The organism is Bacillus sp. LUNF1 (genome assembly GCF_011008975.1).
GTDB lineage: Bacteria > Bacillota > Bacilli > Bacillales > Bacillaceae > Bacillus > Bacillus velezensis.
On record NZ_CP048876.1, the window covers coordinates 1,626,442 to 1,640,081 of the forward strand.

Below are 13,640 nucleotides of genomic sequence, written 5' to 3' on the forward strand. Positions count from 1 at the left end.
ATGTCAGGAGAAGTTCTCTCCCAAAATGAAATAGACGCACTGCTTTCCGCCATTTCCACGGGTGAGGCGGATGCGGAAGAGCTGAAAAAAGAAGTTAAAGAGAAAAAAGTAAAGGTATATGATTTTAAACGGGCTCTCAGATTCTCGAAAGATCAAATACGCAGTTTAACCCGGATACATGATAACTTTGCGAGGCTTCTCACAACACACTTTTCCGCCAAGCTCAGAACGTATATTCATATATCCGTCAGCTCAGTTGACCAGGTGCCGTATGAAGAATTTATCCGTTCCATACCGAACATGACGATTTTAAATTTATTCGATGTTCATCCGATGGAAGGCAGAATCATGATGGAGGTTAATCCCACCATCGCATACGCAATGCTTGACCGCGTCATGGGAGGCATCGGCATCACTCATAACAAAGCTGACAGCCTTACGGAAATTGAAACGAATATTATTTCTAACTTATTTGAAAATGCACTGGGCAACTACAAAGAAGCTTGGCAATCGATTGCTGATATTGACCCTGAAATGACTGAATTTGAAGTGAATCCTCAGTTTGTACAGATGGTTTCCCCAAATGAAACAGTCGTTGTTATTTCTCTCAATACGCAGATAGGTGAAATCAGCGGTGTCATTAATCTTTGTATTCCCCATGTCGTACTTGAGCCGATTATCCCTAAGCTTTCCGTACATTATTGGATGCAATCAGACCGGAATGAAGCGAAGCCCGAAGAAACGAAGTTGCTTGAAAAGCGCATCATGACGGCTCAAATTCCCGTTGTGGCTCTCTTGGGCGCTTCTGAACTGACAATAGAAGAATTTTTAAGTTTGGAAGTCGGGGACTGTATAACTCTGGACAAATCAGTGACTGATCCTCTTACTGTATTGGTCGGAAACAAACCGAAGTTTTTAGGGCAGGCCGGCCGGGTGAATCGAAGACAGGCAGTGCAAATTTTAGATCACGACATAAGAGGTGAACAAGATGAACAATAGATTATCTCAAGATGAAATCGATGCTCTTCTTAACGGCACAAACAGTCAATCAGAGGATACAGAACAGCCTCAAGGGGCGAACTTGTCTGAACTTGAGCGCGATGCGATCGGAGAAATCGGGAATATTTCGTTCGGCAGCTCGGCTACGGCGCTGTCCACTCTTTTAAATCAAAAAGTGGACATTACGACCCCGAGTGTGACCGTCATTTCAAAAAGCAAAATCAGTGATGAATTTCCTCATCCGTATGTTGCCATTGAAGTGAACTACACAGAAGGCTTTGACGGCAGCAATTTGCTCGTCGTCGAACAAAGCGACGCGGCCATCATCGCGGATTTGATGATCGGCGGTGACGGCCGGGGCGCCGATCCGTCACTCGGTGAAATCCACCTGAGCGCCGTGCAGGAAGCAATGAATCAAATGATGGGCTCGGCTGCTACGTCAATGTCGACCGTGTTCAGTAAAAAGATTGACATTTCTCCGCCAAGGGTTGAACTTCTGGATGTGACGGAAGAAAAAGGGACCGACAGAATACCTGAGGATGACCTGCTCGTAAAAGTGTCATTCCGTCTGAAAGTCGGCGAATTAATCGATTCGAGCATCATGCAGCTTTATCCGATTACGTTTGCGAAAGATCTGATCGCAGACCTGATGACTGCAGACCAGCATGAGTCAGAGGCCGCAGAAACCGTATCAGAACCTCAGCAAACATACGAAACGCCGCAGCCGGAGCCTGCCATGCAGCCGGAGCCTGCCATGCAGCCGGAGCCGCAGGCAAAACCCGAGCTTCCGAAGAGACAGGGAACCGCAAAAAAAGCTGCTCCTGTTCAAGTCGCTCCGGTAGAATTCCAGGCGTTTGATCATAACGAAGCGGCGCAAGGATCAAGGAATAACCTTGATATGCTGATGGATATTCCGCTTTCCGTTACGGTTGAGCTCGGCAGAACGAAGAGAAGTGTCAAAGAAATCCTTGAACTTTCTGCGGGAAGCATTATTGAGCTTGACAAGCTGGCTGGTGAACCTGTTGACATCCTGGTCAACCAGCGGATCGTGGCAAAGGGCGAGGTCGTTGTCATAGAAGAAAACTTCGGCGTGAGAGTCACTGATATTTTAAGTCAGGCAGACCGCCTTAACAATTTAAAATAAGCGAACATAGAGGAGAGAAACAGATTATGGCACACAGAATTTTAATTGTAGACGATGCAGCATTTATGAGAATGATGATCAAAGATATTTTAGTGAAGAACGGTTTTGACGTTGTAGCTGAAGCTTCAGACGGAGCGCAGGCAGTCGAAAAATTCAAAGAGCATTCCCCCGACCTAGTGACAATGGATATTACAATGCCTGAAATGGATGGGATTACAGCTTTAAAGGAAATTAAACAAATCGATCCGCAGGCGAAAATCATCATGTGTTCGGCTATGGGTCAGCAGTCAATGGTTATTGACGCGATTCAAGCCGGCGCAAAAGACTTTATCGTGAAACCGTTCCAAGCGGACCGCGTGCTTGAAGCTATTAATAAAACATTAAGCTAAAGGGTGTACGACTGTTGAAAAAGAGTCATGGTTTACTAGCTTTGATTTGTTGTTTCGTTTTACTCAATGTACATCCGTTCCCTGCTTTTGCGGCGGAGTCTGACAATTCCACCGTCAACGAATGGTTTGACAAACAATCAACAAACAAAACAGAGAAAAAAAGCGATACATCGAAACAAACGGCTGATCAAGAGATAGGGGATGCTTCTGCATCTTCTGTCTCCGCTTTTGATTTTGTAAAGATGATTGGGGCGTTATTATTCGTTATTCTGCTGATCTATGGATTTGTCAAACTGATGAATAGAAGAAACCGTCTGCTGAAGCCGTTTCAATATGTAGAAAATATCGGCGGAACGTCAGTCGGCCAAAACCGTTCCGTGCAGCTGATTAAAGTGGGAAACAGCGTTCTCGTAGTCGGTGTGGGCGAAACGATACAGCTTTTAAAAGAAATTGAAGATGAAAAAGAGCGCGAGGCGATTCTGAGCCAATACGAAGAGTCGATGTCTTCAAAAGTGGAATGGACCAAGCTCGTAAATCCGCGTAAGGATGGAGAAAAAAAGCCGCAAACGATGCTTCCGTCGTTTTCGAAAGCGCTGAAAGAACAGCTGAACGAGCTGAAACAAAGCCGTTCTGAAGGAAAGAAGAAAGGCCCTTATCATCATGAATGAATTTATTAATCTTTTTAATTCAAACAGTCCGACCGAAGTCAGCTCCACTGTTAAATTACTGCTGCTATTGACTGTCTTTTCAGTGGCGCCGGGGATTCTGATTTTGATGACCTGCTTTACGAGAATCGTCATCGTTCTGTCTTTTGTAAGAACCTCACTGGCGACGCAGAACATGCCTCCCAACCAGGTTTTAATCGGCCTTGCGCTGTTCTTGACGTTTTTTATTATGGCGCCGACTTTTTCAGAGATTAATAAGGAAGCCTTAACGCCGCTGATGGACAACAAAATCAGTCTCGATGAAGCATATACAAAAGCCGAGAAGCCGATTAAAGAGTATATGAGCAAGCATACAAGGCAGAAGGATCTGGCGCTGTTTATGAACTATGCCAAAATGAAAAAACCTGAATCGATTCAGGATATTCCTTTGACGACGATGGTGCCCGCTTATGCGATATCAGAACTCAAAACCGCTTTTCAAATGGGCTTTATGATTTTTATTCCGTTTTTAATTATCGATATGGTCGTGGCGAGCGTCTTAATGTCAATGGGAATGATGATGCTACCGCCGGTTATGATCTCTCTGCCCTTTAAAATATTGCTTTTCGTTTTGGTCGATGGATGGTATTTAATCGTGAAATCTTTGCTTGACAGCTTTTAGGGTAGGTGCTAATTGTGAGTTCAGAATTTGTAATTTCCATGGCGGAAAAAGCCGTATATGTAACACTAATGATCAGCGGGCCGCTGCTTGCGATCGCGCTGATCGTCGGTTTGCTCGTCAGTATCTTTCAAGCGACAACTCAAATCCAGGAACAGACGCTTGCGTTCATTCCGAAAATCGTGGCGGTGATGCTTGGACTGATCTTTTTCGGTCCTTGGATGCTGTCGACGATTCTTTCGTTCACAACTGATCTGTTCTCTCATCTGAACCGATTTGCAGGGTAGAATCAAATGAATTCCATCATTGATTTATTTCCCGCTTTTTTATTGGTCTTTATCAGAATCTCTGCTTTTTTTGTAACGGTGCCGGTGTTCGGACATCGGAATCTGCCGGCGGTTCACAGAATCGGCTTTGCTTTTTTTCTTTCGGTGATCTGCTTCAGCACGCTGAAACATGCGCCGGAAATAGAAGTAGGGGAACAGTATATGCTGCTTGTCATAAAAGAGGCCGTTGTGGGCTTGAGCCTCGGGCTGATTGCTTTCATGATGATGACAGCCATTCAGATAGCGGGTTCCTTTATTGATTTTCAGATGGGCTTTTCCATCGCCAATGTCATTGATCCGCAATCAGGAACGCAAAGCCCGCTGATCGGACAATTCGTTTATACGCTGGCGCTGTTATTTATGCTCAGCGTAAACGCCCATTATCTTTTATTGGACGGGATTTATTACAGCTTTCAGTATATCCCGCTTGATCAGGCATTTCCGTCGTTTGGAAATGATCACTTTGGACTTTTTATCGCAAAAAGCTTCAATGCCATGTTTATTATCGCTTTTCAAATGTCTGCGCCGGTTGTGGCCAGTCTGTTTTTAGTTGATTTGGCGCTCGGCATTGTGGCGAGAACGGTGCCGCAGCTGAATGTTTTCGTTGTCGGGCTTCCTCTGAAAATAGCCGTGAGCTTTATTATGCTGATCGTTTGTATGTCGGTGATGTTTGTCGTCGTCCGCAACATCTTCAGCCTTACCGTTGAAACCATGCGGAATCTATTGGCATTGGTCGGTGTGACATGATGAGACTCAGACTGAATCTGCAATTCTTTGCCGGTGAAAAAACGGAGAAAGCCACTCCGAAAAAACGGAAGGATACAAGAAAGAAAGGACAGGTCGCGAAAAGTACGGATGTGAATACAGCCGTTTCTTTACTGATTATCTTTCTTTCGCTGATCGCGCTCGGTCCTTATATGCGGGACAGGCTGCTGTCCTTTATTAAAACGTTTTATACGAAATCGATATCATTACATCTGTCAGCATCTGCCGTGCATGAACTGTTCGTGGATACGGTGAAAGATATCAGCCTCATCCTCGCGCCGATTATGCTGGTCGCGCTTGTGGCAGGTGTCGTGAGCAATTACATGCAGGTGGGTTTTCTGTTTTCTGCGGAAGTGCTCAAGCCTGACTTGAATAAGCTCAGCCCGCTGAAAGGATTTAAGCGGATTTACAGCATGAGGGCGATTGTTGAACTGGTCAAATCCATTTTGAAGATTACCGTGGTCGGTTTTGCCGCCTTTATGGTGCTCTGGCTTCATTATGGCGATATTCTCCGCCTTCCGCTTTTAACGCCTGCGGAAGTGCTCACTTTCGTTTCCAAGCTCACGCTTTGGATGGGGCTTGCGGGATCAGGGGCTTTAATGCTGCTGGCCGGGCTTGATTATTTATATCAGCGTTTTGACTATGAGAAAAATATCAGAATGTCAAAGCAGGATATAAAAGATGAATACAAAAAATCGGAGGGTGATCCGATTATCAAGTCCAAAATTAAGCAGAAGCAGCGGGAAATGGCGATGAGGCGGATGATGCAGGAAGTGCCGAAAGCGGATGTCATCATTACCAACCCGACCCATTATGCGATAGCTTTAAAATATGATGAAAAGAAAATGGACGCCCCTTACATTGTTGCCAAAGGGGTCGACCATCTCGCATTAAAAATCAGGCAGATCGCCAAAGAACACGATGTCATGACGATTGAAAACAGACCGCTCGCGCGTGCGTTATATGATCAGGTTGACATTGACCAGGCTGTGCCGGAAGAGTTTTTTAAAGTCATTGCGGAAATTTTGGCTTATGTATATAAAACGAAACAAAAAGTATAGTGAATTTCAGATTCAAAAGGAGAGAAAAACAGCATGTCAACAAGAGATTTATCGGTTTTAATAAGTGTTGTCCTCATTGTGGCAATGCTGGTGATTCCATTCCCTCCATGGTTGTTAAGTATTTTGATCATCATTAATATCTCTCTTGCGTTGATCGTGCTTCTCACCACAATGAATATGCAAGAACCGCTGCAATTCTCGATATTCCCGTCATTGCTGCTGTTATTGACGCTGTTTCGGCTTTCGCTCAATGTGTCGACGACACGTTCGATTCTTTCTCACGGAGAAGGGGGAAAGGTTGTTGAGACATTCGGGAATTTCGTTGTCGGCGGAAATGTGCTGGTAGGGCTTGTTGTCTTCATTATCTTGATTATTATTCAGTTTATCGTCATTACAAAAGGCGCCGAGCGGGTATCGGAAGTGGCGGCGAGATTTACGCTCGATGCGATGCCCGGAAAGCAAATGAGTATTGACGCGGATTTAAATGCCGGCATGATTACGGAGCAGGATGCAAAGCACAGACGTGAAAAAGTCGGCCGGGAAGCGGATTTTTACGGCGCCATGGACGGTGCGAGCAAATTCGTCAAAGGGGATGCCATCGCGGGTATCATCATCGTGATGATCAATATTATTTTCGGAATCGTAATCGGCATGCTGCAGCAGGGGATGAGCATACAAGAAGCCGCTTCTCACTTTACAATGCTGACGGTCGGTGACGGTATCGTTTCTCAAATGCCGGCCTTGCTCATTTCAACGGCTACAGGGATTGTCGTGACGAGAGCGGCATCTGAAGGAAACCTCGGTCATGATATTACAGGCCAGCTGTTTGCTTATCCGAAGCTCTTATATGTAGCCGCGGGAACTGTACTTTTGCTCGGTCTTCTTACACCGATCGGCATTCTGCTGACGGGGCCGATCGCCGGTCTGCTTGCATTCGGCGCTTATACGCTGTCCAAAACGGATAAGCCGAGCGAAGAAGAGGAAGAAATTCTTGAAGAAGAGGCTCAGGCGGATGAACTGAAAAGCCCGGAAAGCGTTGTGCAGCTTTTACATATTGATCCGATTGAATTTGAGTTCGGATACGGACTCGTGCCGCTTGCAGACGCGGGGCAGGGCGGTGATCTTCTTGACCGCATCGTCATGATCAGACGTCAGCTTGCGCTTGAATTGGGACTTGTTATTCCGGTTGTGCGCATCAGGGATAACATCGCGCTCCAGCCGAATGAATACAGATTGAAAATTAAAGGCAATGAAGTCGCTAAAGGAGAGCTCCTGCTGGATCATTACTTAGCGATGTCACCGACGCCTGAAGATGACGTCATTGAAGGAATTGAAACGATTGAACCGTCGTTCGGACTTCCCGCAAAATGGATCAGCGAAGCTGCAAAAGATGAAGCGGACATGCTGGGGTATACAGTTGTTGATCCGGCGTCAGTCGTATCTACGCATATTACAGAAAAAATTAAGCAGCATGCCCATGAACTGGTCGGCAGACAGGAAACAAAGCAGCTGATCGATCATCTGAAGGAAAATTATCCTGTGCTTGTTGAGGAAGTCACGCCAAACCCTCTTTCTGTCGGCGATATTCAAAAGGTGCTTGCCAAATTGCTGAGAGAAAAAGTTTCAATCAGAAACTTGGTGACCATTTTTGAAACTCTTGCCGATTACGGGAGATTAACGACAGATTCAGATCTTTTGACAGAATACGCGAGACAGTCGCTTGCCAAACAAATCACGGCACAATATGCGAGAGAGCATGAAACGCTGAAGGTCATCACATGCTCAGGCCGGGTGGAAAAAGCGATTGCAGACGGGGTTCAGCAGACTGAACAGGGCAATTACCTGTCACTCGACCCTGAGGTTTCAGACAGCATCATCCGTTCTGTCGCTAAAGAAGCCGAGCAGCTTTCCATCCGTCAGGAGTCGGCGATTCTTCTTTGCTCGCCTGCTGTCAGAATGTATGTAAAACAGCTGTTAGAACGGTATTTCCCTGATCTTCCGGTTCTTTCTTATAATGAGCTGGAAGCAAATGTTGAAGTACAGAGCATTGGAGTGGTGGATATTTAATGAAAATAAAGAAATTTACAGCCGCTTCAATGCAGGATGCCGCGAAGCAAATCAAAAAGGAACTCGGCAATGATGCCGTTATTTTACATTCCAAACAAGTAAAGAAACGAAAATGGCTGGGGCTGCGGTCGCAGCAGGCCGTCGAAGTGATAGCGGTTTTAGATCGTGACGTCAGGGAAGCGAGAAAAACGCCGCCGGCTGCCGCTGAAGAAATGAAAAAGACGGAAACAGCGGAGAAAGCTGAGCCTGTTCAGCCGCCGCGTCTTCCGGATCAAAGCATTTCCGGCGAACTGGCGCATTTTAAAGAAGTGCTCCCTGAACCATTAAAAAAAGCCGAGAGACTATTGAAGCAAGCCGGGCTTCCTGATCATACGCAAAACGCCGTACTCAGTGAATTGCTCCGTTCTTCAATTGTTTCCGGAGATTTAACTGAAGATAATGTCAGCTCAAAACTGCAGGATTTGTTAGTGAAAAAACTCCCTTCGGCAGACAGGTGGCAGGAAGGGATTCAATCAAAATACGTCGTGCTTTTCGGTTCAACCGGGGCCGGCAAAACGACTACACTTGCGAAACTCGCGGCCTCATCAATGCTGACAGAGCATAAAAAAATTGCCTTTATGACGACGGATACTTACCGGATTGCCGCGGTCGAGCAGCTGAAGACATATGCGGAGCTGCTTCAGGCTCCTCTTGAAGTATGCTATTCAAAGGAAGAATGTCTGAAGGCACTGGAAAAATTCGCTGAATATGACCATGTTTTCATTGATACAGCCGGTAGAAACTTTAAAGAAGAGCAGTATATTACGGAATTACAAGAGATGATTCCGTTTGAATCAGGCTTACAATCCTTTCTCGTATTATCGGCATCTGCAAAATATGAAGATATGAAACAGGTGCTGAAACAGTTTTCAGGTGTGCCGGTCAATCAATTCATTTTCACGAAAACGGATGAAACCGCCTCACTCGGCTCCGTGTTTCAAGTGCTGTCGGAATCAAGAATCGGCGCCGCCTATTTGACAAATGGACAGGATGTGCCTGAAGACATCCTATCGGCTTCACCAAAAGAGTTTGTAAGGATGCTTTTGACATGAAACCCGATCAGGCAGAGTCATTAAGAAAGAAAATGAGAGAGCGGCAAATGATCAAGCCGGAGCTTTATGTGAAAAAAGCGAAGACATTAGCCGTCATCAGCGGTAAAGGCGGCGTCGGAAAATCTAATTTAACATTAAACATGGCAGTTGCCCTGCAGGAAAAAGGAAAAAAAGCACTCATCATTGATCTTGACATCGGAATGGGCAACATTGATGTGCTGATCGGCGCTGCTTCTTCCCGCACCATTATTGATGTGATGGAGAATCGGCACGCGTTGGCTCAATCACTTTCCTCCGGTCCGAAAGGCCTTCGCTACATATCCGGCGGAACGGGGCTTGAGGCGATCTATCAAGCAGACGGAGAGAAGTGGACGGCTTTTATGAATGGTCTTTCCGCTGTATTAAGCGATTTTGATTACGTTCTGTTTGATATGGGAGCGGGACTTTCAAAAGAACAGCTGCCGTTTATTTTATCGGCGGAAGACATTCTCGCCGTGACAACGCCTGAGCCGACGGCCATTATGGATGCCTACAGCGCGATCAAACATCTTTTGCTCGCGGATGAACGGCTGACCGTAAACATTGCCGTCAATCGCGCCCGCGCCCAAAAACAGGCGCTGGACACGTACAACCGCCTTTCTCATGCGATTCACACGTTTTTAGGCGCAGGGGTGCGTTTCGCCGGCTCCATACCCGATGACCCGCTAGTAAGTCAAGCCGTCATTGACCAGGTGCCTTTTTTAATAAAAAGTCCTCAAGCAAAAGCCAGCAGGTCCGTCCGTCTTCTGACGGATGTCTTGTTTCAAACGGAAGAAAACAAACCAAGAGAAGAGAAACCGGCATTTATTGAGAGATTATCTTCTTTTTTATTGAGGAGGACTTTACAGTGATTCGTGTGCTTGTCGTTGATGACTCAGCTTTTATGAGAAAAATGATTACCGATTTTCTGGCTGCGGAAGTGCAGATAGAAGTCATCGGGACAGCCAGAAACGGGGAAGAGGCGCTGAAGAAAATAGAGCTTCTTAAACCGGATGTTGTCACGCTTGATATTGAAATGCCGGTCATGAACGGAACGGATACATTGCGGAAGATCATCAGCATATATAAACTTCCCGTAATCATGGTATCGAGCCAGACACAGCAAGGGAAGGACCGAACGATCAACTGTCTGGAAATGGGCGCTTTTGATTTTATCACCAAGCCTTCCGGAGCGATTTCACTTGATCTTTATAAAATTAAAGAGCAACTGATTGAGAGGGTGATTGCAGCCGGGCTGTCCCGCGCACAAAAACCTGAGGCGGCAGTGAAAGAGTCTTCTATCCCGGAACGTCCGGCTTTGGCGGGATTTGAAAGACCGAAAGCAAAATCCGCCAAGCAGGCCGTATTCATCGCGACCTCTACAGGCGGACCGCGGGCTCTGCAAAAGGTGATTCCGAAACTGCCGAAGGATTTAAAGGCGCCTGTATTTGTCGTTCAGCACATGCCTGAAGGCTTCACCGCTTCACTTGCAGACAGACTCAACCATTTGTCAGATATTCAGGTCAAAGAAGCGGAAAACGGTGAAGAAGCGAAAGACGGATGGGTGTACATCGCGCCCGGCGGAAAAAATATGACGGTTGCAGAGGAAGGCGGAAGGCTCCGTATCATTCTTGACGTTCATGATACGGAAAGCCGGCATAAACCGTCAGCCGATTATTTGTTTCGGTCGGCAAGCCGCTTATCCGATTACGAAAAGGTAGCCGTCATTATGACAGGCATGGGCAGCGACGGAACCGAGGGCTTAAAAGAAATGCTCAGAACAGGCGGCGTTAAAACGATTGCGGAATCGGACGAATCCTGTGTTGTGTTCGGAATGCCGAAGTCAGCGATAAAGGCGGGCCTCATTCATGAGATTAAACATGTGGAAGATATCGCGGCATCCATCACCGGATGTGTGAAAAAAGAGAGGGTGTGAATCAATTGGATATGAATCAATATTTAGATGTCTTTATTGATGAAAGTAAAGAGCACTTACAGACATGTAACGAAAAGCTGCTGCTGTTGGAAAAAGATCCGGCAGACCTTCAGCTTGTGCATGACATCTTCAGAGCTGCCCATACGCTGAAAGGCATGAGCGCAACGATGGGATATACAGATCTGGCGCATTTAACCCACCTGATGGAAAATGTGCTGGACGCTATCCGCAATGGAGAAATGCCAGTTACATCGGATTGGCTGGACGTGCTGTTTGAAGCGCTTGATCATCTTGAAGAGATGGTGCAGTCCATTATTGACGGTGGAGACGGCAAACGTGATATTTCTGAAGTGAGTGCGAAGCTCGACGTAAATGCGGTGCATGAGACTGCGGCTTCAGCCGAAACAGCAGAACCGCCGGCTTCAAAACAACAGGCTTCAACTGAATGGAATTATGATGAGTTCGAACGGACTGTTATTGAAGAGGCGGAAGAGCAAGGATTCAGCCGCTATGAAATAACGGTTTCCCTGAATGAAAGCTGCATGCTCAAAGCCGTGCGCGTGTACATGATATTTGAAAAGCTGAATGAAGCCGGGGAAGTCGCAAAAACGATACCCGCCGCGGAAGTGCTTGAGACGGAAGATTTCGGAACGGATTTTCAGGTGTGTTTCTTGACAAAGCAGCCTGCTGAAGAAATTAAAGAACTCATCAGCGGCATTTCAGAAGTGGAGAATGTCGAAATTTCTGCCGGGGCGCCGTTAAAAACGGCCGAAAAACCGCAAGCGGCTGAACCGTTGAAGGAAGCTCCGGTTAAAAAGGCTGAGAAACAGCCTAAGCCGCAAGCGAAAACGGAAGAACAGCCGAAGCATCACAGCGGCTCGAAAACGATTCGCGTCAACATTGAAAGACTGGATTCTTCAATGAACCTTTTTGAAGAACTTGTCATCGACCGCGGACGTCTTGAGCAGATCGCCAAGGAGCTTGACCACAATGAGCTGACTGAAACCGTTGAACGCCTGACCAGAATCTCGGGCGACCTTCAGTCTATTATTCTTAATATGAGGATGGTGCCGGTAGAAACTGTCTTTAACCGTTTCCCGAGAATGATCCGCCAGCTTCAAAAGGAATTAAACAAGAAGATCGAATTGTCCATCATCGGAGCTGAAACGGAGCTGGACCGTACGGTGATTGATGAAATCGGCGATCCGCTTGTCCATTTAATCAGAAACAGCATCGATCACGGCATTGAATCGCCTGAAGTGCGGGTGAATAAAGGAAAACCGGAATCTGGCCATGTCGTGCTTAAGGCATATCACAGCGGCAACCACGTCTTTATCGAGGTTGAAGATGACGGGGCCGGCCTGAACAGAAAGAAAATTCTTGAAAAAGCGCTCGAGCGGAGTGTAATCACCGAACGCGATGCTGAAACGCTTGAAGATAATGAGATTTACGAGCTTATTTTTGCTCCGGGCTTCTCGACTGCCGATCAAATTTCTGACATTTCAGGGCGGGGCGTCGGCCTGGATGTCGTAAAAAATAAACTCGAATCACTCGGCGGCTCTGTCAGTGTCAAATCCGCGGAAGGCCAAGGTTCTCTTTTCAGTATCCAGCTTCCGCTGACACTTTCAATTATATCCGTTCTTCTCATTAAACTGGAAGAAGAGACGTTTGCGATACCGATTTCTTCTATTATAGAGACGGCTGTTATTGATAAGAAAGATATCCTGCAGACGCATGACAGAGAAGTGATTGATTTCAGAGGCCAAATCGTTCCGATCGTCTATCTGAAAAAAGAATTCGGCATTACGGATTCAAAACAGGATGCCGATCAGTTCCATGTAATCGTTGTGAAAAAGGGCGATAAATCCACTGCTTTTGTCGTGGACTCTTTTATCGGACAGCAGGAAGTCGTACTGAAATCACTCGGCGACTATTTAACGAACGTTTTTGCGATTTCCGGCGCTACGATTCTCGGAAACGGAGAAGTGGCGCTGATTATTGATTGCAATGCGCTGATCTACTAAAACGACACGAGGAGGTGCCCGCATGACTGCTGAAATCAAAACAGGTGAAAAAATGATTGTGTTTATGATAAACGGGAAAGAATACGCTATCTCAGTTTCCCAGGTGAAATCAATTGAAAAGTGGCAAAAACCGACGAGGATCCCGGGTGTGGAATCTTATATCCGCGGCGTTATCAATCTGCGCGGAGTGATTACCCCGGTTCTTGATTTAAGAAAACGTCTGAATCAGCCTGAACAGGACATCACAGAAGAGACTCGGATTATCATCATTTCTTACCGTGACGCTGATGTCGGATGGGTCGTGGATGAGGCCAATGACGTCATCACCGTGCATGAAAATGAAATCGAATCAGCGCCTGAAAGCCAGACAAAGGAAACGGATGTGTGGATTAAACAGATCGTCAAGCAAGATAACAGGCTCCTCAATATTATCGATGCGCATGCGGTGCTGGATAAAGGTGCTTCGGCATCTGCGTCCGGAGAGCCTAATGCTTAAA

General features: G+C 46.3%; 14 protein-coding genes. All 14 read left to right on the forward strand.

Annotated features, from left to right (window positions below):
• Genes fliM through cheW form a run of 14 tightly spaced genes read left to right on the forward strand, consistent with a single transcriptional unit; the run spans position 1 to position 13,639 of the window.
• A complete protein-coding gene (gene fliM / locus G4O42_RS08195; protein ID WP_003154240.1) occupies positions 1–999 on the forward strand; it encodes a flagellar motor switch protein FliM in 999 nt (332 codons plus the stop codon).
• Positions 989–2,143, forward strand: a complete 1,155-nt coding sequence (gene fliY, locus G4O42_RS08200) for a flagellar motor switch phosphatase FliY (RefSeq protein ID WP_032874899.1) — start codon at positions 989–991, stop codon at positions 2,141–2,143. The genes fliM and fliY overlap by 11 nt, the downstream gene beginning before the upstream one ends.
• Positions 2,144–2,169: 26 nt before the next feature.
• The gene (gene cheY, locus G4O42_RS08205) at positions 2,170–2,532 is read left to right on the forward strand and encodes a chemotaxis protein CheY (protein ID WP_003154238.1); all 363 of its coding nucleotides are present in this window, start codon (positions 2,170–2,172) and stop codon (positions 2,530–2,532) included.
• A 14-nt stretch (positions 2,533–2,546) separates the two neighbouring features.
• The gene (fliZ, locus tag G4O42_RS08210; protein WP_003154237.1) at positions 2,547–3,200 is read left to right on the forward strand and encodes a flagella biosynthesis regulatory protein FliZ; all 654 of its coding nucleotides are present in this window, start codon (positions 2,547–2,549) and stop codon (positions 3,198–3,200) included.
• Positions 3,193–3,858 carry a flagellar type III secretion system pore protein FliP gene (fliP, locus tag G4O42_RS08215; protein ID WP_012117556.1) on the forward strand — a complete coding sequence of 222 codons (666 nt, stop codon included), beginning with the start codon at positions 3,193–3,195 and terminating at the stop codon, positions 3,856–3,858. Before fliZ ends, fliP begins: the two co-directional genes overlap by 8 nt.
• A 14-nt stretch (positions 3,859–3,872) precedes the next feature.
• A complete protein-coding gene (gene fliQ, locus G4O42_RS08220; RefSeq protein WP_003154234.1) occupies positions 3,873–4,142 on the forward strand; it encodes a flagellar biosynthesis protein FliQ in 270 nt (89 codons plus the stop codon).
• Between the two features lie 6 nt (positions 4,143–4,148).
• Positions 4,149–4,928: a flagellar biosynthetic protein FliR gene (gene fliR, locus G4O42_RS08225; RefSeq protein ID WP_032874901.1), complete on the forward strand. Its 780-nt coding sequence runs from the start codon at positions 4,149–4,151 to the stop codon at positions 4,926–4,928.
• Positions 4,928–6,007 (forward strand): flagellar biosynthesis protein FlhB, encoded by a 1,080-nt coding sequence (gene flhB / locus G4O42_RS08230; protein ID WP_007409787.1) that lies wholly within the window; start codon positions 4,928–4,930, stop codon positions 6,005–6,007. Before fliR ends, flhB begins: the two co-directional genes overlap by 1 nt.
• A gap of 33 nt (positions 6,008–6,040) precedes the next feature.
• On the forward strand, positions 6,041–8,074 hold the full coding sequence (gene flhA, locus G4O42_RS08235; RefSeq protein WP_032874903.1) for a flagellar biosynthesis protein FlhA: 2,034 nt from the start codon (positions 6,041–6,043) through the stop codon (positions 8,072–8,074).
• Positions 8,074–9,165: a flagellar biosynthesis GTPase FlhF gene (gene flhF, locus G4O42_RS08240; RefSeq protein ID WP_032874912.1), complete on the forward strand. Its 1,092-nt coding sequence runs from the start codon at positions 8,074–8,076 to the stop codon at positions 9,163–9,165. Before flhA ends, flhF begins: the two co-directional genes overlap by 1 nt.
• Positions 9,162–10,055, forward strand: a complete 894-nt coding sequence (locus tag G4O42_RS08245; RefSeq protein WP_032874914.1) for a MinD/ParA family protein — start codon at positions 9,162–9,164, stop codon at positions 10,053–10,055. The genes flhF and G4O42_RS08245 overlap by 4 nt, the downstream gene beginning before the upstream one ends.
• A complete protein-coding gene (locus G4O42_RS08250; RefSeq protein WP_032874916.1) occupies positions 10,052–11,119 on the forward strand; it encodes a protein-glutamate methylesterase/protein-glutamine glutaminase in 1,068 nt (355 codons plus the stop codon). The genes G4O42_RS08245 and G4O42_RS08250 overlap by 4 nt, the downstream gene beginning before the upstream one ends.
• Before the next feature lie 5 nt (positions 11,120–11,124).
• The gene (gene cheA, locus G4O42_RS08255) at positions 11,125–13,143 is read left to right on the forward strand and encodes a chemotaxis protein CheA (protein ID WP_032874918.1); all 2,019 of its coding nucleotides are present in this window, start codon (positions 11,125–11,127) and stop codon (positions 13,141–13,143) included.
• 22 nt (positions 13,144–13,165) lie between these two features.
• The gene (gene cheW / locus G4O42_RS08260; RefSeq protein WP_032874920.1) at positions 13,166–13,639 is read left to right on the forward strand and encodes a chemotaxis protein CheW; all 474 of its coding nucleotides are present in this window, start codon (positions 13,166–13,168) and stop codon (positions 13,637–13,639) included.
• Position 13,640: the final 1 nt, after the last annotated feature.